Raw genomic sequence first — 21,879 nt, forward strand, 5'->3', positions numbered from 1 at the left:
GCTACTTCTTCTGGCAGTCGCCGCACAAGCCGAAAATCTCAGCAGTGTGGCCGGACTTTTCGTAGCCGAACTTGTTGGCGGTCTGAGCAGCCCACTCTTCGACCGGGCCGCCATCGATCTCCACGGTACGGCGGCACGAGGTGCACACCAGGTGATGGTGATGATCATCGGTGGCGCAGGCGCGGTATAGCGTTTCGCCGGATTCGTCGTGCAACGTATCGATAGCGCCGACCTCTGCCATCTGCTGCAGGGTGCGGTAGACGGTGGTTAGGCCGACCTTGTGCTCCTTGGCAACCAGCTTTTGGTGGATGTCCTGTGCGCTGCAGAACGTGGTGAGGCCGTCGAGTACCTCCGCCACAGCGCGTCGCTGGCGGGTGCTGCGTTGGCCGATCTTCGGAAGTTTGCTGTTAACTGGCGTGCTCACGGTGAGTTCGCTCCTTGGGATATGTCCTCGGTGCCAGTCCTTGGGGGGAGAGTCCTTGGGGGTTGGCTCCGGTACAACTTCAACGCTTGAATGGGGGAGCGGTGGAGTTGTGGGGGTTGTCGTGGGGTTTGTAGCAGGCAGATCTATGTGGATGCGATCGTGCGCAACGCTACTTTGCGATACCTACCAACACTAGGTCTCTAGCCGACAGTTTTCAATAAGCTTTCGATAAGTCTTGTCGGCACTCCCCAGAGAGGGGTAGAAATGCCTGGTGAAACGCCCAGTTTAGGGTGCTTGGCGGGGCGTGCAAAGTAATGTTTCACCAATGTTCCGTAGACGCTTGACTTTGTAGAAAGCAACGGGCTAGATTTGAGGCAGTTCCCTTGGGAGCGTGCGTAATCCCCCCCCCTCGCAGCTCCCGCTTACAAGGGAACAGGCCCCATTCTCCTTGTGAGGACAGAGTGGCCGGAACCCGCGGTTTTACCCCCCCCTAACCGCGGGTTCTTTCTATTTTTCAAGCATTCTGCGGTTGATGCTCATTGCCTTGAGCGGAGCGTTTTCTACGTCCTGCGCGGAGCGTTTTATAGGCACTGCGCAGGGCGTGCTTCCCACACTGCGTAAACACTGTGGGGAACCCACCCCGACCGTCGGCTATTGCCTGGAACAGGCTAAGATGTGGGGCACGACAGCTTAAAACGGCTGAGCTGAAAGTTCTGAGCCGGAAAGCTGAGCCTGCACCGAAGCAAAATTCCGACCAAGGAGATACGCCCACCATGGCAAGCACCATTGATTCCGTCGTTAATCTAGCCAAGCGTAGGGGTTTGGTGTATCCCTGCGGTGAGATTTACGGCGGAACCCGCTCCGCCTGGGACTACGGCCCACTGGGTGTGGAACTGAAGGAGAACATCAAGCGCCAGTGGTGGCGCCACATGGTAACCTCCCGCCGCGACGTTGTCGGCCTGGATTCTTCCGTGATCCTGCCGAAGCGCGTGTGGGAAGTGTCCGGCCACGTAGAGGTCTTCACTGACCCGCTGGTCGAGTCTCTGCACACCCACAAGCGTTACCGCGCCGACCACCTGCTGGAAGCCTACGAGGAAAAGCACGGCCACCCGCCGGCAAACGGCCTGGCCGACATCAACGATCCGGAGACCGGCCAGCCCGGCGCCTGGACCGAGCCGAAGGCTTTCTCTGGATTGCTGAAGACCTTCCTGGGTCCCGTCGATGACAAGGAAGGCCTGCACTACCTGCGTCCGGAGACCGCTCAGGGTATCTTCACGAACTTCAAGAACGTGATGACCACCTCCCGCCAGAAGCCGCCGTTCGGCATCGCGCAGGTCGGTAAGTCCTTCCGTAACGAGATCACCCCGGGCAACTTCATCTTCCGCACCCGCGAGTTCGAACAGATGGAGATGGAATTCTTCGTCAAGCCGGGCGAGGACGAAGAGTGGCACCAGTACTGGATCGATGACCGCCACCAGTGGTACATCGACCTGGGCATTAAGCCCGAGAACCTGCGCCTCTACGAGCACCCGCAGGAGAAGCTGTCCCACTACTCCAAGCGCACCGTCGACGTGGAGTACGCCTTCCACTTCAACGGCTCCAAGTGGGGCGAGCTCGAGGGTGTGGCTAACCGCACTGATTACGACCTGCGCGTCCACTCCGAAGGTTCCGGCGAGGACCTGAGCTTCTACGACCAGACCACGGAGGAGCGTTGGATTCCGTACACCATCGAGCCCGCCGCCGGCCTTGGCCGTGCGATGATGGCCTTCCTTGTTGACGCCTACACGGAAGAAGAAGTACCGAATGCGAAGGGCGGAACCGACACCCGCACGGTGCTGAAGCTGGACCGTCGACTGGCTCCCGTTAAGGTCGCCGTTCTGCCTTTGTCTAAGAAGGAGACGCTGACGCCGACCGCGGAGAAGATCGCCGACCAGCTGCGTGGCTTCTGGAATGTGGACTACGACACCTCCGGCGCGATTGGCCGCCGCTACCGCCGACAGGATGAAATCGGAACCCCGTTCTGTGTCACGGTCGACTTCGACACGCTGGAAGACAACGCTGTGACGGTGCGCGAGCGCGACACGATGGAGCAGGAACGCATCAAGATCGAGGATCTGCACAGCTACTTCGCCGAGCGACTGGCGGGCTGCTAGGAATGTCCAGCGATATCCGCTGGGGGCTGCCCAGTGATGGGCACACGTTCCCCATCTATGAAGGTCCCAGCAACGATCTGGTGAAGGTGGCGGAGTTCGCCGACGAGCGCGGCGTCACGAACATCCGCTTCGGCGGCGACACGTGGCAGTTGCACGGCCCCGACGAAAGTAACGTCAGCGACAGCGCTGCGGCTGCCGACAGTGCTGCAGACGGTGAGTCCCGCGGCGGTGGCGTCACAAAGAATGGCTGCACTGCCTCGGCGACGACCCAGACGGGCACCTGGACGGTGACCGGCGACGGCAAGAGCTTCGGCAAATCGGAGCGCTACGAGGTTCAGGCCGACCGGCACCGCGTGACCATCATCGCGGAGACGAAGAAGAACTTCGTGCTGGACATTGACGGCGAGAAGGCCGGGCAGTTCACCAGCGAGAACCGCGGTCTGCGGAATCTCCACGTGGAGTTCGAAGGGCCGGGGGAGAAGCTGCCCATCGATGTACGTGTGTTCATTTCGTGGGCGGCGCGGCTGTGCATGGAGACGCGGATGATCAGCTCGTCGTGGGCGGTCACCATTGCGCTGCTGCTGTGCATCCCGATTGTGGTGCTCTACTGGATTGGGTTTGTATAAACCTCTGTGATGGCGCCGGGGTGGGGCGCCTGAGGGAGGGTTCATGACGGCGCCGGGGTGCTTTGCTTAGGTGCCGGAGTGAGGTAAGCGCTGATCAGGAAGGTGCTGAGATTTCACTAGAAATAATGCGAGATTTCCGCGCCCGTTAACTTGTAGTTAACCTTTTGCACTCATTTCTTTTACTTGCATGGGCCAAGGTATTCCTCGTCTGAAATCTTGACTTTTGGAGGAATCTTGTCGGCGACAACCGATACGGCCGCGCCTGCGTCGGCCCAGGGTATAACCCCCACCCCTGAGGACGGAAATAATACTTGGTGGCACCTGTTCTTCGGTGGACTTCTGGCCGTGACCCTGGTGACTTTTAGTCTCTGGGCACACGACTACGTTGGCGAAAACGCCAGCGTAGTCGTGCTGTTGACTACCATCATTTTTGCCGTGTTTATGGCGTTCAATATCGGTGGTAACGACGTTGCGAACTCCTTCGGTACCTCCGTTGGTGCCGGCACGCTGAGCATGAAGCAGGCCCTGGTGGTCGCCGCGATCTTCGAAGTCTCCGGTGCTGTCCTGGCTGGTGGCGAGGTTACGGACACTGTCCGTTCCGGCATTGTCGACCTGGATGCCATCGATGGCCTAGAGCCGATGAACTTCGCATACATCATGATGGCCTCCCTGCTGGGCGCAGCCGTCTGGCTGCTTGTCGCCACCCGCATGGGTTGGCCGGTGTCCACTACGCACTCCATCGTCGGCGGTATCGTCGGTGCGGCGCTGACCGTTGGTTTCGTTACCGGTACCGGCGGCTGGTCCATGGTTCAGTGGGGCGCGGTTGGCAAGATCGCGATCTCCTGGGTTCTGTCCCCGGCGCTGGGCGGTGTGGTTGCATACTTGCTATACGGCGCAATTAAGCGCGGAATTCTGGTCTATAACGAGCTGGCTGAAGAGCGCCTTGAGGCGATTAAGAAGGAAAAGAAGGAGCTGAATATTCAGCACAAGATCGCCTTCGGACAGCTCAGCGAGGAAGAGCAGCTGGCCATGACCGACTCGATGATCCGCGACTCGACCACGATGCGCGAGGACAGCTTCTCTGAGGAAGACCTGGAATCCGATTACTACAAGAAGCTGCACCGCATTAACAAGTCCGTTGAGGATGTTGAGGCTCACCACGCTCTGGATACCTGGGTGCCGCTGCTGGCTGCTGGTGGTTCCATCATTATCTCCGCGATGCTGCTGTTCAAGGGTCTGAAGAACATGAACCTGGAGCTGTCCAGCCTGGGCAACTTCTTGATCATGGGCATGGTTGCAGCTGTTGTCTGGATGGCTGTCTACATCTTCTCCCGCACTCTGAAGAAGCATGCCCTGAGTCGCTCCACCTTCCTGCTGTTCAGCTGGATGCAGGTGTTCACCGCATCTGCCTTTGCATTCAGCCACGGATCCAACGACATCGCTAACGCGCTTGGACCGTTCGTGGCAGTGCTGGACGTGCTGAAGACTAACAGCATTTCTGAGGAATCCAGCGTGGCGCTTCCCGTCATGGTCGCTATGGGTGTTGCCCTGATCTCCGGCCTGTGGTTCATTGGTCGCTTCGTGATCCGCACCGTGGGCTCCGGCCTGACGAAGATGCACCCGGCCTCTGGCTTTGCTGCCGAGCTGTCCGCAGCGGCTGTGGTTATGGGCGCATCCGTGCTGGGTCTGCCGGTTTCTTCTACTCACATTCTGATTGGTGCTGTGCTGGGAGTTGGCCTTATTAACAAGGACGCCAACTGGGGCCTGATGAAGCCCATCGCCCTGGCTTGGGTTATCACCCTGCCGGCCGCTGCAATTATCGCCGGCGGTACAGTCTCTGTCCTGCGCGTAGTTTTCTAAGGCTGGCTTACGCATGGTTTAGGTCGGTCAAAGCTGGTTGGCTGGCTACTGCTGAAGCGCCTACCCTTCGGGGCGGGCGCTTTTTACTGTTGGGGCTGCGTGATTTCCGTGATTGTGGGGCACTAAATGTCGGAAAAGTTGTAGTTGTCGTAAATTTTGCACAAGGCTTCATATTAGCTAACGCTTTGACCTGCGCGTTTATGTAGTTGGAAAGTATCGTCACTAACGTTTTGCAACTTTTCCGACATTTGCGGGTTTGGTGGGCACCTTGAAGTGTCCTGGGTTTAGTTCCGATCATTTTGGAGCCTTCAGTGGGGGCGTGGAGGGGGGCGCAGTTGGGGGCGTGGAGGGGGCATGGAGGGGACGGAAAGTGGTCGAATGTCGCTAGAACGGGAATCTGTAGGAGCGGAACTTGGCTCGGGAAAATTCGCAGACCGCTGACCTGCGGTTATGTGTAGATGAAAAATGCTTGCAATAACATATTCCCGTTCTAGCGACATTTAGCTGCCGCGGCTTGGCGGCGTGCATGATGGAATGTTGCTGAAGGGGCTGGTGGGGTGCAAATAGTCTTATAGGGAAGCTGGAAACTGGGGCAGGCAACCGGAGGCAGGGGGCGCAGCCAGCTAGAGGCAGCGGCCAGCGGCCAACTGGCAGTCGGAAGCAGGGTCGCAGCCAGCTAGAAGCTGGAAGAGCCGCTACCGCCGAAGTCGCCGCCACCAAAGCCACCGCCGCCGAAGCCGCCACCAAAACCGCCGCCCCCGAAGCCGCCGAAGCCGCCGAAGCCGCCGTTGCCGCTCAGCAGCGAGCCCAGCACCACGCCAGAGACAAAGCTGCCACTGCCGCCACCGCGGTAACCTCCGAAGTTGCTGCCGGTGAAGCCACCACCACGGTTGTTGAAGTCGTTAATGTCCTTGCGAGCCTCCGCCGTGGCTTGCTTCGCCAACTGGTTAGCGCGCTGTGCCGACCGCAGCGCCTGCTTCGGATCCTCCGCGCGCAGCTGTTCCGCCTCGTCCAGTGCAGAACGCGCCGCCTGCGCAGAAGTACGCGCATCCACACCGATGATCTTCCGGCGGTTCCGGATCAGCCCCTCCACGGCCTCCAACCGCTGGGTCGCATCCTCCATGATGCGGTCCACCATGTTCACCGTCCGGGCGTAATCGTTGGCGATGCCACGCGCCTCGTCCAGCTCCACATCCAGCGCGCCATCGGCCTCCAGCAGCTCGGAGTAACAGCCCAGCGGATCCGTTGAACCCTCAGCCCGCGCCCTGTCCAGTGCCTTCTGCGCCTGGTCCACAGCTGCCTGCAAGTCGTCTCGGTCCAGGTCCGCGCCGGTCTTTGACAGTTCCGCAGCCTCGGAGATCTCGCCTTCAACCTCAGCAATCAGCGCTGGCAGGTTGTTCTGCGCTGCACGCAGGTGTTCTTCCGCACGCTCCACGGCCAACAGCTGGGAATCTGCCTGCTGCAGCGCCAGCTTCGCGGCGCCCAGGGAATCGATAAGTCCGCCCTGCTGCCCGGCCGGCTTGTCCAGCAGCCCACGCGCGGTATCCAGTGCCTTCTCAGCCTCCGTCAGGGCATCCTCGGCCACGTCCGGATTGTCGCGCACGGAATCCAGCAGCGCAGGATCAACGCGGGTCTCCGCATCGCTCAGAATTTCCCGCGCGTTCGGAATTCGGTTGTGCAGGCTGATGCTGGTTTGCCGTAGCTTTTCCACCAGCTCGGGTGCGTTCATCAGTTTCTGGCGCAGCTCGGCAAACTTGGCGGCCTGCCCGTCCAGGTTGTCATCGGCTTGTCCGCAGGTAGACACGATCTCGATCAGCAGGTCGCGCTGCTCCGGTTCCGCCGTGACCAGTCCAGAGTTCAGCCGCTCGTGCATGCTGTACGCCTTGTTCAGCGTGCTGCGGCTGTGCTGCAGTGCTTTGGCCAGGTCGCGGGTGCGTTCTTCGCCGAACTCTCCGCGCGCAACGGAAAGCTCTTCGTCGCCCTTGCGGATCGATTCGTCGGTACTGGTCAGCTCCTCGGCCGCCAGCTCGCGCAGCACGTCGGTGGGCTGCTGGTACAGGTCGCCGACGTTCCCCGGCTCAATCGAGCGCGCAGTTTCCAGCTGCTGCGCGTGCGTCTTCCTCCGGTTCCGGCGAGTCCACACTGCCGCGCCCACCCCGGCGCCGATCACTCCGGCAGCTCCCGCGCCGATCCATACCTTTGTTGCCGTGGAGGTCTTGCCCGCCAGCTTGTCCGCTGCCGCCTGCGCACCCCCGGCCCAGTCGTCGTCGGCGAAGTGTTCTCGCGCCGCGTTCTGCAGCTTCTCCGCCTCGCTGGTTTCCACCTTCGCCCCCGCGGCATATCCGATCTGCCGCGTTTCGGTTGCCACGGCCAGCACGATCACGTTCTCGGTGCCGTCTTGTTCGCGCAGCTGCTCGGCCAGCACTTTAATGTCGCCTGGTGTGGTCGGGACGAAGACGATGTAGAGCTTCTTGCCGGATTCCTTCGTTGCTTCTTTTAATGACGCCGTAATGTCCGCTTTTTCCTGCTCAGACAACACCCCGGACTCGTCAACCAGCTGGGATGTAAGTTTCACCTCGCTGGTGGCGGTGGCTGCTGAGGCCGAGGGGGCGTCAATAAGAAAAGAGCCGAATCCGAGAACGGCGCCGGCAGCCAGGATCGCCAGGAAGCGGGTAGGGGAAAAAGTCGGTTTCATACAGCCCACCTTAACGAAAAAAGTGGGGGAGACCGCGTATGGTTTTGCGCATGGCAGTTGCACGGCATCCGGTGAAGCGCGCGGTGAAGTATGTCTTCGTTGCGCTGTTAACCCTCGTCTTGGTGGCGGTGGGTGTGTTCGGTGTGACCGCGTTCCAGATCTGGCATTTCGCTCGGGCGGACGATAGGCGCGCGGCGGATACGATCTTTGTACTCGGCGCGGCGCAGTATGCAGGCAACCCGTCGAATTGGTTCGCCTCAAGGCTGAACCACGCGGCGGAGCTGTACAAACAGGGGGTGGCGCCGACGATCGTCACTGTCGGCGGGAAGGCTGCGGGCGACGAATACACCGAGGCTGCGTCGGGGAAGAACTACCTGGTGGAGAACTTCGACATCCCGGATTCCGCGGTCGTCTCAGTGGAGGAAGGAACGGATACGCTGGATTCCGCGAAAGCTTTTGCCCAGGTGGCGCAGGACCATGGCTGGCAGACCTCCGTGGTGGTGACGGATCCGGCGCATTCGCTGCGGGCCACGCGGATGGTGCGCGACCAGGGGATGCAGGCGTGGGCGAGCCCCACGCGCCAGGGGCCGTCGGTGTTTACCCGAAAGTCGCAGGCCAACTCGATCCTGCACGAGACGTTGGGCATGCTGTACTACCAGGCAGTAGAGAAGTAAGAAAGAAGACATGCGTTACCCGTATAGCGAACACGACCAGCAGCGGAGGTTGCCGGACCGGCCGAAAACCCTGGGTCTGCCTGGGGCGGTAGTTGACGGCCGGGATAGTTTCGACCGCGACCGGGCGCGCGTGCTGCACTCCGCGGCGCTGCGGCGGCTGGCGGATAAGACGCAGGTCGTGGGGCCGGGGTCGGGGGATACGCCGCGCACTCGGCTGACGCACTCGCTGGAGGTCGCGCAAATTGCCCGCGGGATCGGCAAGACGTTGGGTGCGGACCCGGACCTGACGGAGCTGGCGGGGCTGAGCCACGACATTGGCCACCCACCGTATGGTCACAATGGCGAGCGCGCCCTGGACGAGGCTGCCGCCGACTGTGGGGGCTTCGAGGGCAACGCGCAGACGCTGCGCATTCTTGCGCGTTTGGAGCCGAAGGTGCTGGCGGACGCTGACGGCACCGATGGCACTTCCGGCGCTGCCGGCACAGCCGGCACAGCGCCGGTCTCCTACGGCCTGAACCTCACGCGCGCCAGCCTGGACGCGGCCTGCAAGTACCCGTGGGGGCCCGTCGACGAACAGGGCAACAAGCGCGCCAAGTACTCCGCTTATGCCGAGGACGTGGAGACCCTCGAGTGGATCCGCGAAGGCGCACCGGAGGGGCGGAAGTGCCTGGAGGCGCAGATCATGGACTGGTCCGACGACGTCGCGTACTCGGTGCACGACGTGGAGGACGGCATCCTTTCCGGCCGCATCGACTTCGGCGTGCTGTGGGACCTGGTGGAGCTGGCCGCGTTGGCCGAGAAGGGCGCCCGCGTGTTCGGCGGCACCCCGGAGGAACTCTTGGAGGCAGCCGACCGCCTGCGAGGCATGGCGCTGGTTTCCCGCGCGGCGGATTTCGGAGGTTCCATGCAGGACCTCGCGGCGCTGAAGGCCATGACGTCCGAGTTGGTTTCCCGCTTCGTCACCGCCGCTGTCACCGGCACCCGCCAGCAGTTCGGCGAGGAGGCACTAGGCCGCTACGCCGCCGACCTGGTTATCCCCGAACTCGTCCAGGCGGAGGTCACGCTGTTGAAGTCCGTCGCCGTCCTCTACGTGATGGACGAGTCCCGCCACCTGGCCAATCAGCAGCGCCAGCGCGAGCGCATCTTTCGCGTCACGGACTACCTGTGGCGCGGCGGCTCGGGCGCACTGGACCCCATGTTTTCTTCGTGGTTTGACGCCGCAGCCTCCGACCGCGAAGCACGCCGGGTAGTTATCGACCAGGTGGCCTCGCTAACGGAATCCAGGTTGGAGCGGCTGGACAAGCGCGCCAGCGGGATCAGCGCCGCCTGGGCCTAGCTGCGCGCTGCCGCTCACGCTGCGCGCTGCCGCTCACGCTGCCATCAACGTTGCACACAATGCGGTGCGAGTCAGCGCAAACCCGCTAGTCTTCAGCGTCCGGGATGGAGCAGAAGCTCTCGAAGTGGTCGGAGGTGTAGTACCACACCTCCGGATCTGTCTTTGTGCCACCGCCGACGACGATGCGGCGCGCACCCCGGTGGTTAACTCCCGGGGTCTTCACGGTGTATTCGCGGTAGTAGCTGCCCTTTTCCTTCGGCAGCAGGCCCTCGTAGTTGCCGAAGTGCTTGCCGTCGGCTTCCCCGTCGTCCGGCGGAGCGTCCTGCAAAATGTCGTCGATCTGCTTCTTGGCTTCCGGCGGGAGGGTGTCAACGGCGCAGGTGTCGGCGTCATTACTAGAAACACCGGAAGCACCACCCTCGTTTCCGTCGTCATGCAGGCCGAACCAACCGGCCGCGACGACCGCCGCGCCGATAATCGGCGTGGCATATTTGGCCCACTTCTTGGGCACGAGGCTATTCGAAAGGCCCTGCGAACTTCCCTGAGACATAGGGAAGAGTTTAGAGCACGCGCAGTGGCAGGCGGAGGGCGGCCGGTGCGTCGTCCGGAACCATCGGGTTGTTCGGCTGTACAGGGTCGATGCGACGGTAGCCTTCGGACTGCGGCGGGCGCGGGTCGGCCTCGCCCTTGTTCGGCCACATGGCGGCGGCGCGCTCGGCATTGGCGGTGATGGACAGCGACGGGTTCACTCCCGGGTTCGCGGTGATGGCGGAACCGTCGGTGATGAACAGGCTGGGGTAGCCCCACGCGCGGTGGTAGGGATCCACCACGCCGTGCTCGGGGGAGGAGCCAATCACGCAGCCGCCCAGGAAGTGCGCGGTCAGCGGGATGTTGAAGACCTCCGACCACACGCCACCCGCGATGCCCTTCGGCAGCATCTTCGCCAGGATGCGGGTGGCGGCGTTGCCCTCGGGGATCCAGGTGGGGTTCGGCTCGCCGGTGCCCTGCTCGGAGCTCAGCATGTTGAACGGGCCGACCTTGCGCAGGAAGGTGCGCAGCGAGTTGTCCCTGGTCTGCATCACCAGGTTGATGACGGTGCGCTGCGACCACTTGCTCAGGTTGAGCAGGCGGGGGATGGCCTTGTACTGCAAAACCACCTGCTTGAGGAATTCCAGGAAGCGGGGCTGCAGCTTATCGCCGTCGGTCATCAGGGTCTGCAGCAGGCCCATCGCGTTGGAGCCCTTGCCGTAGCGCACCGGCTCGATGTGCGTATCCGGGGCTGGGAAGTAGGAGGAGGTGATGGCCACGCCCTCGGAGAAATCCATGTCGGGGGAGTACTTGGAGAGGTTGGCTCCCAGCAGGGCTTCGGAGTTCGTTCGCGTCAGGTGCCCCAGCTTGTCCGAGAGCTTCGGCAGGTTGCCGTTGGCCTTCTGTCGGTGCAGCAGATTCTGGGTGCCCCAGGTGCCTGCGGCGACGACCAGGTTATCGGCGGTGAAGGTGCTGGTCTTGGGGTTGCGCTTGGTGATCGGCCCGGTCTGCTTCGCCTGCACCGTCCAGGTGGTGCCATCGAAGGTGATGTCGGTGACGGTGGTGCGGTCGTGGACCTTCGCCCCGCCCTTCTCGGCCAGGTACAGGTAGTTCTTCAGCAGGGTGTTCTTCGCACCGTGGCGGCAGCCGGTCATGCATTCGCCGCACTCGTGGCAGGCGGTTCGGTCGGGACCGACGCCACCGAAGTATGGATCCGGAACAGTCTCACACGGCTTACCTTCGAGCCCGACCTTTTCTCCAAAGAAAACACCGACGGGTGCCATGCGGAATGTGTCGCCCACGCCCATTTCCTCGGCAACCTTCTTGGAGTAGACGTCGGCGGGGGTCATGGTGGGGTTCTCCACCACGCCGAGCATCTTCTGCGCCTGTTTGTAGTAGGGGGTGAGCTCGTCTTCCCAGTCGGTGATCGTGTTCCACTGCTTGTCGTTGAAGTAGGCCTCGCCCGGCTGGTAGAGCGTGTTCGCGTAGTTCAGCGAGCCGCCGCCCACGCCCGCGCCGGCGAGGATCATCACGTCTTTGAGCAGGTGGATGCGCTGGATTCCGTACAGGCCCAGGTGCGGCATCCACAGGAAGTCCTTCAGGTGCCAGGAGTTCTTGGCGAATTCTTCGTCCTTGAAGCGGCGGCCGGCTTCGAGGATGCCGACGTTGTAGCCCTTCTCCACCAGGCGCAGGGCGGTGGTGGAGCCGCCGAAACCAGAGCCGATAATCAGCACGTCATAGTGGTTGTTGGTCTGTGAGGCGTTCTGTGAGTCAGTCTGCGAGCTAGACATGGTAGTCAACCATCCCTCTTCCATTGGTGTGACGTAGATCCTATTTTGAACACGTTAGCGCCACGAATAGCCGTGATGTGTTGTTTAAGAAAATAGCTTTCCGGCGCCGGAATGCTGCCCGATCCAGGCTGTCCGGGGGTTGTACTAGCATGTGGCTATGGCTAAGGGCAGGATTCCGGAGCGGGACATCGAAGCAATTCGAGAGCAGACCCCAATCGAAGAAGTAGTGGGGGAGTATGTGCAGCTCAAACCGGGTGGCGTCGATTCCATGAAGGGACTTAGCCCGTTCAAGGACGAAAAGACCCCCTCGTTCCACGTGCGACCGAACCATGGCTACTTCCACTGCTTCTCCACGGACCAGGGCGGCGACGTTTTCAAGTTCCTCATGCTGATGGAACACATGTCCTTCCCCGAGGCCGTGGAGGCCTGCGCCGAGCGCATCGGCTACCGCATCAACTACGAGGGCGGTCGACCCGGCAACCGGGAGGAGCCCGGCACGCGGCGCAGGTTGGTCGCCGCGAACAAGGCGGCCTTTGAGTTCTACCGTAAGGAATTTCTTGGTGACGCCGAAGGCGCGGACGTCGCCCGCAACTTCCTTATCGAACGCGGCTTCACCATGGAACACGCCGAGCAGTTCGGCTGCGGGTATGCACCGGCCGGATGGGATCGGCTGACGAAGCACTTGCAGCAGAAGGGCTTTACGTTCAAGGAGATCGAGGCAGCGGGCCTGGGCCGCATGGGTAAGCGCGGCCCGATCGATCGGTTCCACCGCCGCCTTTTGTGGCCGATCCGTTCGGTCAGTGGGGACGTGATCGGCTTTGGCGCCCGTAAGCTTTTCGACGATGACAAGCTGGGCAAATACCTGAATACGCCGGAGACGATGCTGTACAAGAAGTCGAAGGTGCTTTTCGGCATTGATCAGGCGAAGCGGAACATTGTCTCTAAGCACCAGGCCGTGGTGGTGGAGGGGTACACCGACGTGATGGCCATGCACGCTGCCGGGGTGGATACGGCGGTGGCTGCCTGTGGCACGGCCTTCGGCGGGGAGCACCTGGCGGCACTGCGGCGGTTCATGCTGGACGACCAGTTCTTCCGGGGCGAGATCATCTACACCTTCGACGGCGACGAGGCCGGGCAGAAGGCGGCCATGCGTGCCTTTGAGGGCGACCAGCAGTTCGCCGGGCGGAGCTATGTGACGGTCGCGCCGGGCGGGCAGGACCCGTGTGACGTGCGCATCAAGCGCGGCGATGCGGCCGTGCGCGAGTTGGTGGCCTCCCGCATTCCGATGTTCGAGTTCGTGATCCGCACTCTCATCGCCGACTACGATACGGCCAGCATTGACGGGCGCGTGCACGCCCTGCGGCGCATCGTGCCGGTGCTGGCGGGGATCAAGGACGAGGCGCTGCGGGACGAATACGCCCGCCAGGCCGCGGGCTGGGTGGGCTGGGATAACCCCAACGACGTGCTGGATCAGGTGCGCAAGGAGGCGCGGAAGTCCGGCGCGCAGCGGCCGAGGTTGGAGCTGAAGACCGGTGGCGCAGGGGGTGCTGGCGGCGGTGCTAGCGCGGGTGCTGGCGGCGGTGCTAGCGCGGGCGCTGGCGGTGGTGCTAGCGCGGGCGCTGGCGGTGGTGCTAGCGCGGGCGCTGGCGGTGGTGCTGGTGCTGGTGGCACTGGTTCTGGCGGCGCCGGCGCGCCGGGGCTGCACGTGGTCAAGGGCATGGAGCGCCCCAACCCGAATGACGACTTCCTGGAAGGCCCCCGCGAGGTCATGAAGCTGGCCTTGCAGGAACCGCAGCTGGCCTCCACCATTTTCGACCTCATGCCCCCGGAGAGCTTCGTGCATCCGACATACGTGGCGATGGCTGAGGCTGTGGCGTCCTTAGGAGGGGCGGCGAACAGCAACGGCGGGCCCGGATGGATCGAGAAGATCGCGACGCAGATGAAGGATCCGATGGGGGCCGCGGTGGTCTCCGAGCTGGCGGTGGAAGACCTGCACTGCCCGCAGGAGCGGCTGCCATACTACGCGGATGCGATCATGGCGCGGATGCAGGAACGCTGGGTGGGTAACGAGATTGCGGATATGAAGTCCCGTATGCAGCGCATGCGCCCCGACCTGCAAAAGGAGGAGTATAACGCGCTATTTGCGGATGTGATTGCGCTGGAGAAATACCGGCGCTCGCTGCAGGAGCGCGCGGCGGACTTCGGCGACTTTACGCGTTAGCGCTTCTTCTTAAAAGGATTCTTCGGCTGGTCGATCTGGTCGACCTTGTCGTTCGGGTGCAGGTCATCGGCCTCGACGATGGTCTGGCCCTCGCCCAGTGAATTACGGGTGGAGCGGTTCAGGTCGCGCACCTCGTGCATGCGCGGCTCCGGATCCAGGCGGTTGGCCAGTGCCTTGCGGCCGGAACGTACAACGGCCTTCGTGATGTCCGAGTTCACTGCGGACTGGTAGCCGCGGCGGATCTGTTCGTAGCGACGGCGGCCGGCCTTCGTGCCCATCAGGTAACCCGCGGCGGCTCCGACGACGAGCTGAATCATGGTGGCTCCTTGGTTTCTGGCTTTAGTTGCTGCATTAATGCCGTTAGTGCCCCAATCCTACGCGAAGCCCCCGACGGCGCAGAACAGAGCACGGAACAGGCGGGTGATTCGGCGCCGGCTGCCGCCTGTCCGAGTCGCTCCTACAATGGGTGACATGACTACAACTGTGAAAGCCGTAATTTCCCGCGCGAAGAACGAACCCGTCGAGCTGACCGACATCGTCATCCCTGATCCGGGTGACAACGACGTGATCGTCCGCATCCAGGCCTGCGGTGTGTGCCACACCGACCTGGCCTACCGCGACGGCGGCATCACGGACGATTACCCGTTTTTGCTGGGACACGAGGCCGCCGGTGTGGTCGAGCAGATCGGCGACCGCGTGACCCACGTGGAGGTCGGCGACTATGTGGTGCTGAACTGGCGCGCTGTGTGTGGACAGTGCCGCGCCTGCAAGAAGGGCGAGCCGAAGTACTGCTTCGATACGCACAATGCGTCGAAGAAGATGACCCTCACCGACGGCACGGAGCTGGAAGCCGCCCTGGGCATCGGCGCTTTCGCGGAAAAGACCCTGGTCCACGAAGGACAGTGCACCAAGGTGAACCCGGATGCCGACCCTGCGGTCGCGGGTCTGCTGGGATGTGGCGTCATGGCCGGTCTCGGCGCCGCCGTGAACACCGGTGAGGTCAAGCGCGGCGAGTCCATCGCCGTCATCGGCGTAGGTGGCGTGGGCATGGCCGCCATCGCGGGCGCGGCCGTTGCCGGTGCGACGAAGATCATTGCTATCGATGTTTCGGACGCCAAGCTCTCCCGCGCCAAGGAGGAGTTCGGCGCAACCCACACGATCAACAGCTCCGAGCTTTCGGATGACGAGCTGGTGGCGAGGGTTCAGGAGATCAACGGTGGATTCGGCGTGGATGTAGTTGTGGACGCCGTGGGCCTGCCCCAGACCTTCAAGCAGGCATTTTACCTGCGTGACCTGGCGGGCCGCGTGGTGCTGGTGGGCGTGCCGACCCCGGAGATGACCCTGGAGATGCCGCTGCTGGACGTGTTCAGCCACGGCGGCGCGCTGAAGTCCTCCTGGTACGGCGATTGCCTGCCGGAGCGCGACTTCCCGATGTACGTGGACCTGTACCAGGAGGGCCGCTTCCCGCTGGATCGCTTCGTGGATGAGCGCATCGGCATCGACGCGGTGGAAGCCGCTTTCGAGAAGATGAAGCAGGGCGAGGTTCTGCGCTCCGTGGTGGAGTTTAAGTAAGCAGGCGAGGGCGTAGACCCGGAAGTTAAAGAGGCAGGTAGAGAGGAAGCATGAGCGAGCACAAGTTTGACAACCCGCAGATCGAGCAGTTTGAGACCTCCGGCAAGTTCCGGCTGGATGGCGGTGAGTGGGACGTGGATAACAACGTCTACCTGCTGGCCGAAGGGGATCGCTGCATCGTGGTGGACCCGGCGCACGATGCGCAGAAGGTTATCGACCACGTGGGGGATCGCACCGTGGAGGCGATCTTGCTGACCCACGCGCACAACGATCACTGTGAGCTGGCTCCGGAGCTGGCACAGAAGTGGGGAGTGGAGGTCTACCTGCACCCGGACGATCGGATGCTGTGGGAGGAATCCAACGGCGATGCACCGTTCACCCCGATTGACGTGGAGGATCCTCGGTGGGCCTACTGGGATGTGAAGCTGTACCACACGCCGGGCCACTCGCCGGGTTGCATCGTGGTGGAGGTGCCAACGCAGAACGCGCTGCTGTCTGGCGACACGCTATTCAATGGCGGTCCGGGTGCGACAGGGCGGAAGTACTCTAGCTTCCCCACGATCATCGAGTCGCTGCAGTCGAAGGTGTTTAAGCTGCCCCACGACATGGAGGTATACCCCGGCCACGGCGATTCCACGACGGTAGGTGCCGAGGCAGCGCGCATCGAGGAGTACATCGAGCGCGGCTACTAATACCCCCTAGGGGTATGCTGGGGGCATGGCTGTAATAGATCTCGACATCACAGGAATGACCTGCGCTTCCTGTGCGAACCGTATCGAAAAGAAACTGAACAAGCAGGAGGGTGTGACCGCCACCGTCAACTACGCCACCGAGAAGGCGCACATCGAAACGAGGGAGGGGGCGGCCACCGACGCGGACGCGTACATCGCGATCGTGGAGAAGCTCGGCTACGGCGGCAGCGTGCCAAAGCCGGAGAAGCCCGCCGGCGACGACCCCGCCGCCAAGGAGCTGCGCGGCCTGAAGCGCCGCCTCGTGGTCGCCATCGCGTTGGCCACCCCGGTGATCTTACTGGCGATGATCCCGCCGCTGCAGTTCGACTACTGGCAGTGGATCAGCTTCGCCCTGGCAACCCCGGTGATTCTGTGGGCGGGTTGGCCTTTCCACAAGGCCACGTGGGTGAACCTGAAGCACGGCGCGGCGACGATGGATACCCTCATCACCGTCGGCACCTCAGCGGCTTATCTGTGGTCGTTGTACGCCCTGTTCTTTGGCCACGCGGGCGAGCCCGGCATGCGCCACGGCTGGTCCATCCTGAACCACGCAGGCGACCCGATGGGGGACATCTACTTCGAGGTTGCCGCGGGAGTGGTGACGTTCGTGCTGGCGGGCCGGTACTTCGAGAAGCGCGCGAAGCAGCGCGCCGGGGATGCCATCCGCGCGCTGACTGACCTGGGCGCCAAGCAGGTCACGGTGCTGCGAGATGGCGGGGAAACGTTGCTACCCATCGAGCAGCTGCAGATCGGCGACCACTTCCTGGCTCGCCCTGGCGAAAAGATCGCCACGGACGGCCGCATCGTGGATGGCCTGTCCGCGGTTGACCAGTCGATGCTCACCGGCGAGTCCGTGCCCGTCGACGTCGGTCCCGGCGACGAGGTCACGGGTGCGACCATCAACACCTCCGGGCGCCTGGTCGTGGAGGCCACCCGCGTTGGCGAGCAGACGAAGCTCGCGCAGATGGCCAAGCTGATCGACGAGGCTCAGTCGGGCAAGGCCGACGTCCAGCGCCTGGCCGACAAGGTCTCCGGCATTTTCGTTCCGGTCGTCATCGCGATCGCGCTGGTCACGCTGCTGTTCGCGGGCTTTAGCAATGCGGTCGCGGTGCTGATCATCGCGTGCCCCTGCGCCCTTGGTTTAGCGACGCCCACAGCCCTGCTTGTCGGCACAGGTCGCGGGGCCGAGCAGGGCATTCTGATCCGCGGACCCGAGGTCTTGGAGGGCGCGCACGCCATCACCACCGTGGTGATGGATAAGACCGGCACGGTGACGACGGGCACCATGCGGGTAGTCGACGTGGCCCCGACAGGAGGCGCCCGCGCTGAGGTGCTGCGCGCCGCGGCGGCGGTCGAGGCGTACTCGGAGCACCCCATCGGCCGAGCCATTGCAGAAGCCGGGCGGGCGGAGTTCGGCGACCTGCCGAAAGTTACCGGCTTTAGGAATCTGCCTGGACACGGCGTGGAGGGAACCGTCGGCGGCCAGGTGATTCGGGTTGGTCGGGGGGACGAGGGGGCGTCCAGAAATAAGGCAACCACAGTCAGCATTAGCGCCGATGGGCAGGCGATCGGCACCATCAGCGTGGCCGATACAGTGCGGCCCACCAGTGCCGAAGCGGTGCGGAAGATGCACGAGATGGGCCTGAAGACCGTGCTGCTGACCGGTGATAATCAGCAGGTGGCGGACGCCGTGGCGCGCGAGGTGGGAATTGACGAGGTGATCGCCGGGGTGATGCCGGAGGATAAGGTAGCGCACGTTCGCTCGCTGGAGAATGTGGCGATGGTTGGTGACGGCGTGAACGACGCGGCGGCGCTGGCGAGCGCGGATCTGGGCATTGCGATGGGCTCGGGGACGGATGCCGCAATCGAGGCGGCGGACATTACCGTCATGCGCGACGACTTGCTGGCAGTGGCGGATGCGCTGCGGCTGGCGCGCAAGACGCTGCGGACGATCAAGGCGAACTTGTTCTGGGCGTTTGCCTACAACGTGGCGGCGATCCCGCTGGCCGCATTCGGTCTGCTGAACCCGATGCTGGCCGGGGCGGCGATGGCGTTATCTAGTGTGTTTGTGGTGAGCAACAGCCTGCGGTTGAAAGGATTCAAATAATGCACGGGTACTTGAGTGACAAGGAGCGCTACCTGGCGCGGCTGAAGCGGATCGAGGGGCAGGTGCGCGGGCTGCAGCGGATGGTGGATGAGGAGCAATATTGCATCGACATCCTCACGCAGGTCAGCGCGCTGCAGTCTGCGCTGAAGGGCGTGGCGCTGGGGTTGTTGGACGACCACATGAACCACTGCGTGCGGCACGCCGCGGAGGCCGGGGGAGAGGAAGCCGAGGAAAAACTGGCGGAGGTATCCCAGGCCGTGAAGAGGCTGGTTCGTTAAGGAGGCAGGGGCAGGGGTGCAGGGGCAGGGGACTACATGTTGTCCACGCCGTACTGGGCCTGCTCTGGGGTAAAGCCCTCGTAGATTAGCTGGTCGTAGAGTCCGTCGTTAGACATTGCTAGGCCGGACTGGTCGTATTGCTGAGCCATTTTGACAGCCTGAGCGTTCCAATCGACCGTGATGTTCTGCATGGCGTATTCGATGGCATCGGCCGGGAAACCTTCATAGTCGAGTTGCTTACGGAGCCCCGGGTCTGAGAATGCCATCAGATTGAGGTAGTTGTTGGCAGAGCGCAGCGCGTTGCGCTGCTCGCGAGTTGCATTGCCGTCCGCAGCGTTGGAATCACCGGCTGGTTCTTCTACTCCCTCGGAGTCAGAGTTCTGTACCTCAGCAACCTGGCCGGTGCTTTCTGTGGCATCTTCTTCCGGAAAGGTTGGGTTGGGACTATCGCTGGTTTCAGACGGTGCGGTTTCGGTCACGGTGACAACGCTGCTGGAGGAAGAGGATGCATTGTCACTCGAGTCCTCCTCACCCCAAATGGTTCCGATGATGCCCAGCGCTACAAGCGTGCCGACGACGCCCAAGATGAAGATGAGCACAACCTTGCCCTTGCCCATTCCTTTGTTGTCCGACTGTTGAGGTGCCGGACCACTGGAGGGGTAACCGTAGGAATCGCCGTAGGGAGCGGGTTGGGGAGCGGTCATTGGCCTAGTCCTTGTCGTCTGTCAAAAGTGGAGGGCAGAGCAGGCTTGCTCTGTGCACACTCCGTAAAGACTAAATAACCGTCGGCGAATCTACCTACACGATAAGAAAAGCCACCCCTTTCCTGGGTTAATCCTCAGGTTAGGGGTGGGGTGTGGGCTACATGTTGTCCAGGGCGTACTGGGCCTGCTCGTCGGTGAAGCCAAGGTTCCTAGTGAGCATGTCCTTGAGCTGATTCTTGGGCATCGGTGAGTCGCCCTTGGAGAGTTGGCGGGCCATGTCCACGGCCTGCTTATTCCAATCGGGGTTTAGCTTTTCGATGGCTTTGTTGATCTGGTCCTCGGAGTAGCCCTGGATCTTCAGATTGTCGTGGATGCCTTTTTCGGACAGTTTGAAAACGTTGTAGGCGGTTGCGGCTGCCTTGTTTGCACCATCTTGGGTCTTGGGCTTTGAAGGGTCGGAAAGGTCGGGCAGTGCAGGCGCGCCAGATGCGTTGGGGGTGCTGGTCGGGGAGTCCGCTGAGGAGTCCGATGGGGAGTCCGCTGGGTTGCCATTCGGGGCGTTAGTCCCGCCGTTGTTGTCACCTCTGACGTCCATGGCGGTCATGTCGGTTTTGGAGTTGGATTCTTCGGCGGAGCCCTTGTCTTCGGAGGTAGCGGCGGGCTGCTGGTCGTTGCCAGACTCATCGTCACCGCTAGTGAAATACCAGACGGAGCCACCGATGATGCCGATCAGAGCGACCACGCCGATTACGATCAGGGCTAGCTTCTTGCCGCCGGGTTTGGCCTGCTTTGCATCCTCTTGGGCTGCGCCAGGTGGCCTGTTGGACGGATCTTCGAACGGATTAGGTTTCTGAGGTGAGGGGTTCGAGGTTGGGGTTTCCATTGGAGTTCCTTTGAGTCTGGACTTTTGAGAGTGGTGGAGGGGAGTGGGGTGAGGGGTGGGTGGGGTGGGCTGGTAGGGGTGGGCGGTAGTGGGCGCGGGCTACATGTTGCTGATGCCGTACTCGGCTTGTTCGTGGGTGAAGCCAACGCCCTCAGTCATGGTGTTGTATATCGTATCCCGATCATCGGTTCCAAGGGGTTCGGCGAGGTGACGGGCATACTTAATTGCCTGCTTGTTCCAGTCCGGCTTGATCTTTTCCAGGGACTTGTTGATTTGCTCTTCGGAGCCTGCATAGAGGTTGGCTCTGGGGTTGGCTCTGGGGTTGGTGCTGGGGAAGGGCGGTCTTGAGGATTCTTGTTGGGCGAGTTCATCTGTCTACATTTTTCTGTGGCTGGGTAAAAGCGTTGCACCGTAGGCAAAATGCACGGCTGTAGGTAAAGATGCGGAAGAATCGTGTTTTGTTTCCGTGGACTAGCTTTGTATTTGCAAGTAGTACTCGGTTGCTGGTCGACCGGTAGCGGGTTCCCAACAAATTGGTTCGCCCGTGGCTTTCGCCCTTGTGATCGCCCTTGGGTTGACGTGCACGAGGGAAGTGGTCAGGAGTTCTCTATTCGCCGACCGTTGGCAAATACACTTGCTAAGGCCACCAGATCGAATCCTGCAATGATGCTTGCACTAATCACATATCCCAAAAAGGCCAGGTAACCACATAGAAGTAGAACTGCGAGCACTGCGGTGAGGCCAAATATCTGCCCCCTTCTCGCGGCCTTGGCAGGCTCTATGTAAGGCGCTGTTCGCGTTAGCTCGTCGGCCCGGGTTTGTGAGCGCAATGCCTCCACATACGCCGAGTAAAGCTCGGGGTTTCACTTCGCAATTCACTCATCTTGTCGATGTCCGGCATAAGAAGCGGGACATGCAGATGGTTCTCTTCCAGGTAGGCGGTTATTTGGGCGAGGAGAACGGGGTCGTTTCGGAGCTGCTCAGAGCTGATGCCCGTACCAATGCTACGTTGAGGGAAGTCCTCGGCGCTGGGGGGTGGCATTAGGCTTTGCATGCGGCGGTACGTCGCGGCGCCCTGTAGATCGAGGATGCTGCCCACTCCCGTCAGGAACGCCCGGCGCTTGCTGGGGTTCGTGGTCGTCATGGTTCATTACCTTACCCTTCTGCGTTCGCTTAGGTGAACAGCTGTGGTGGTTGAGAATGGAGGTAAGTGTACAAAGGGGAATGGACAAGCCACCCAGTAATCGAACAAATATTCTATATCTCTGCCTAGGATTACTAAGATTGTCCAGAAGTA

General features: G+C 62.1%; 19 protein-coding genes. 10 read left to right on the plus strand and 9 right to left on the minus strand.

Annotated features, from left to right (window positions below):
- Position 1: 1 nt before the first annotated feature.
- Positions 2–424, minus strand: coding sequence for a Fur family transcriptional regulator (locus tag L8U58_RS07110; protein ID WP_034967108.1), 423 nt, complete (start codon positions 422–424; stop codon positions 2–4).
- A 773-nt stretch (positions 425–1,197) separates the two neighbouring features.
- Between L8U58_RS07110 and L8U58_RS07115 the strand changes: the two genes are divergently transcribed.
- The 3 genes from L8U58_RS07115 (at position 1,198) to L8U58_RS07125 (ending at position 5,063) form a co-directional block, all read left to right on the plus strand.
- A complete protein-coding gene (locus L8U58_RS07115) occupies positions 1,198–2,577 on the plus strand; it encodes a glycine--tRNA ligase (RefSeq protein ID WP_034967110.1) in 1,380 nt (459 codons plus the stop codon).
- Between the two features lie 2 nt (positions 2,578–2,579).
- Entirely contained in the window at positions 2,580–3,203 is a 624-nt protein-coding gene (locus L8U58_RS07120) for a hypothetical protein (protein WP_034977129.1), read from the plus strand.
- Between the two features lie 234 nt (positions 3,204–3,437).
- Entirely contained in the window at positions 3,438–5,063 is a 1,626-nt protein-coding gene (locus L8U58_RS07125) for an inorganic phosphate transporter (RefSeq protein WP_043014903.1), read from the plus strand.
- 676 nt (positions 5,064–5,739) lie between these two features.
- Here the strand turns inward: L8U58_RS07125 and L8U58_RS07130 are convergent.
- The gene (locus tag L8U58_RS07130; protein ID WP_269955015.1) at positions 5,740–7,758 is read right to left on the minus strand and encodes a TPM domain-containing protein; all 2,019 of its coding nucleotides are present in this window, start codon (positions 7,756–7,758) and stop codon (positions 5,740–5,742) included.
- A 50-nt stretch (positions 7,759–7,808) separates the two neighbouring features.
- Here L8U58_RS07130 and L8U58_RS07135 point away from each other — a divergent pair, with 50 nt between their 5' ends.
- Both L8U58_RS07135 and L8U58_RS07140 read left to right on the plus strand, forming a co-directional pair.
- On the plus strand, positions 7,809–8,432 hold the full coding sequence (locus L8U58_RS07135) for a YdcF family protein (protein WP_230580371.1): 624 nt from the start codon (positions 7,809–7,811) through the stop codon (positions 8,430–8,432).
- A 10-nt stretch (positions 8,433–8,442) separates the two neighbouring features.
- On the plus strand, positions 8,443–9,768 hold the full coding sequence (locus tag L8U58_RS07140) for a deoxyguanosinetriphosphate triphosphohydrolase (RefSeq protein WP_269955016.1): 1,326 nt from the start codon (positions 8,443–8,445) through the stop codon (positions 9,766–9,768).
- 85 nt (positions 9,769–9,853) lie between these two features.
- Here L8U58_RS07140 and L8U58_RS07145 read toward each other — a convergent pair whose 3' ends face one another.
- A complete protein-coding gene (locus L8U58_RS07145; RefSeq protein WP_034993098.1) occupies positions 9,854–10,318 on the minus strand; it encodes a guanyl-specific ribonuclease in 465 nt (154 codons plus the stop codon).
- 10 nt (positions 10,319–10,328) lie between these two features.
- On the minus strand, positions 10,329–12,086 hold the full coding sequence (locus L8U58_RS07150) for a GMC oxidoreductase (protein WP_051879550.1): 1,758 nt from the start codon (positions 12,084–12,086) through the stop codon (positions 10,329–10,331).
- Between the two features lie 157 nt (positions 12,087–12,243).
- On the opposite strand from L8U58_RS07150, the gene dnaG reads away from it, so the two are divergent.
- A complete protein-coding gene (dnaG, locus tag L8U58_RS07155) occupies positions 12,244–14,307 on the plus strand; it encodes a DNA primase (protein ID WP_269955017.1) in 2,064 nt (687 codons plus the stop codon).
- On the opposite strand, the gene L8U58_RS07160 is transcribed toward dnaG, so the two are convergent.
- A complete protein-coding gene (locus tag L8U58_RS07160; RefSeq protein ID WP_034993102.1) occupies positions 14,304–14,624 on the minus strand; it encodes a hypothetical protein in 321 nt (106 codons plus the stop codon). The two genes, dnaG and L8U58_RS07160, sit on opposite strands and share 4 nt — an antisense overlap.
- A gap of 154 nt (positions 14,625–14,778) precedes the next feature.
- On the opposite strand from L8U58_RS07160, the gene L8U58_RS07165 reads away from it, so the two are divergent.
- Genes L8U58_RS07165 through L8U58_RS07180 form a run of 4 tightly spaced genes read left to right on the plus strand, consistent with a single transcriptional unit; the run spans position 14,779 to position 18,995 of the window.
- Positions 14,779–15,879 (plus strand): S-(hydroxymethyl)mycothiol dehydrogenase, encoded by a 1,101-nt coding sequence (locus L8U58_RS07165; protein ID WP_034973226.1) that lies wholly within the window; start codon positions 14,779–14,781, stop codon positions 15,877–15,879.
- Between the two features lie 50 nt (positions 15,880–15,929).
- Positions 15,930–16,571: an MBL fold metallo-hydrolase gene (locus L8U58_RS07170; protein WP_034993106.1), complete on the plus strand. Its 642-nt coding sequence runs from the start codon at positions 15,930–15,932 to the stop codon at positions 16,569–16,571.
- 25 nt (positions 16,572–16,596) lie between these two features.
- Positions 16,597–18,717, plus strand: coding sequence for a heavy metal translocating P-type ATPase (locus tag L8U58_RS07175; RefSeq protein ID WP_269955018.1), 2,121 nt, complete (start codon positions 16,597–16,599; stop codon positions 18,715–18,717).
- Positions 18,717–18,995: a metal-sensitive transcriptional regulator gene (locus tag L8U58_RS07180; protein ID WP_034967151.1), complete on the plus strand. Its 279-nt coding sequence runs from the start codon at positions 18,717–18,719 to the stop codon at positions 18,993–18,995. The genes L8U58_RS07175 and L8U58_RS07180 overlap by 1 nt, the downstream gene beginning before the upstream one ends.
- Before the next feature lie 32 nt (positions 18,996–19,027).
- On the opposite strand, the gene L8U58_RS07185 is transcribed toward L8U58_RS07180, so the two are convergent.
- From L8U58_RS07185 to L8U58_RS07195, 4 genes are all read right to left on the minus strand, one after another.
- The gene (locus L8U58_RS07185) at positions 19,028–19,699 is read right to left on the minus strand and encodes an Ltp family lipoprotein (RefSeq protein ID WP_080719806.1); all 672 of its coding nucleotides are present in this window, start codon (positions 19,697–19,699) and stop codon (positions 19,028–19,030) included.
- Between the two features lie 157 nt (positions 19,700–19,856).
- Positions 19,857–20,582 carry an Ltp family lipoprotein gene (locus L8U58_RS07190; RefSeq protein ID WP_269955019.1) on the minus strand — a complete coding sequence of 242 codons (726 nt, stop codon included), beginning with the start codon at positions 20,580–20,582 and terminating at the stop codon, positions 19,857–19,859.
- Between the two features lie 99 nt (positions 20,583–20,681).
- Positions 20,682–20,855, minus strand: coding sequence for an Ltp family lipoprotein (locus tag L8U58_RS10275; RefSeq protein WP_155270820.1), 174 nt, complete (start codon positions 20,853–20,855; stop codon positions 20,682–20,684).
- 526 nt (positions 20,856–21,381) lie between these two features.
- On the minus strand, positions 21,382–21,726 hold the full coding sequence (locus L8U58_RS07195; protein WP_269955020.1) for a hypothetical protein: 345 nt from the start codon (positions 21,724–21,726) through the stop codon (positions 21,382–21,384).
- Between the last annotated feature and the right edge of the window lie 153 nt (positions 21,727–21,879).

It is taken from the genome of Corynebacterium macclintockiae (assembly GCF_027570165.1).
Classification (GTDB): domain Bacteria; phylum Actinomycetota; class Actinomycetes; order Mycobacteriales; family Mycobacteriaceae; genus Corynebacterium; species Corynebacterium macclintockiae.

Excerpts from the sequence above, each read along its gene's own strand:
- L8U58_RS07115 (WP_034967110.1), top strand. The coding sequence starts at position 1,198 with ATGGCAAGCACCATTGATTCCGTCGTTAATCTAGCCAAGCGTAGGGGT.
- L8U58_RS07120 (WP_034977129.1), top strand. The coding sequence starts at position 2,580 with ATGTCCAGCGATATCCGCTGGGGGCTGCCCAGTGATGGGCACACGTTC.
- L8U58_RS07130 (WP_269955015.1), bottom strand. The coding sequence starts at position 7,758 with ATGAAACCGACTTTTTCCCCTACCCGCTTCCTGGCGATCCTGGCTGCC.
- L8U58_RS07135 (WP_230580371.1), top strand. The coding sequence starts at position 7,809 with ATGGCAGTTGCACGGCATCCGGTGAAGCGCGCGGTGAAGTATGTCTTC.
- L8U58_RS07140 (WP_269955016.1), top strand. The coding sequence starts at position 8,443 with ATGCGTTACCCGTATAGCGAACACGACCAGCAGCGGAGGTTGCCGGAC.
- L8U58_RS07145 (WP_034993098.1), bottom strand. The coding sequence starts at position 10,318 with ATGTCTCAGGGAAGTTCGCAGGGCCTTTCGAATAGCCTCGTGCCCAAG.
- L8U58_RS07150 (WP_051879550.1), bottom strand. The coding sequence starts at position 12,086 with ATGTCTAGCTCGCAGACTGACTCACAGAACGCCTCACAGACCAACAAC.
- dnaG (WP_269955017.1), top strand. The coding sequence starts at position 12,244 with ATGGCTAAGGGCAGGATTCCGGAGCGGGACATCGAAGCAATTCGAGAG.
- L8U58_RS07160 (WP_034993102.1), bottom strand. The coding sequence starts at position 14,624 with ATGATTCAGCTCGTCGTCGGAGCCGCCGCGGGTTACCTGATGGGCACG.
- L8U58_RS07165 (WP_034973226.1), top strand. The coding sequence starts at position 14,779 with ATGACTACAACTGTGAAAGCCGTAATTTCCCGCGCGAAGAACGAACCC.
- L8U58_RS07170 (WP_034993106.1), top strand. The coding sequence starts at position 15,930 with ATGAGCGAGCACAAGTTTGACAACCCGCAGATCGAGCAGTTTGAGACC.
- L8U58_RS07175 (WP_269955018.1), top strand. The coding sequence starts at position 16,597 with ATGGCTGTAATAGATCTCGACATCACAGGAATGACCTGCGCTTCCTGT.
- L8U58_RS07180 (WP_034967151.1), top strand. The coding sequence starts at position 18,717 with ATGCACGGGTACTTGAGTGACAAGGAGCGCTACCTGGCGCGGCTGAAG.
- L8U58_RS07185 (WP_080719806.1), bottom strand. The coding sequence starts at position 19,699 with ATGACCGCTCCCCAACCCGCTCCCTACGGCGATTCCTACGGTTACCCC.
- L8U58_RS07190 (WP_269955019.1), bottom strand. The coding sequence starts at position 20,582 with ATGGAAACCCCAACCTCGAACCCCTCACCTCAGAAACCTAATCCGTTC.
- L8U58_RS07195 (WP_269955020.1), bottom strand. The coding sequence starts at position 21,726 with ATGACGACCACGAACCCCAGCAAGCGCCGGGCGTTCCTGACGGGAGTG.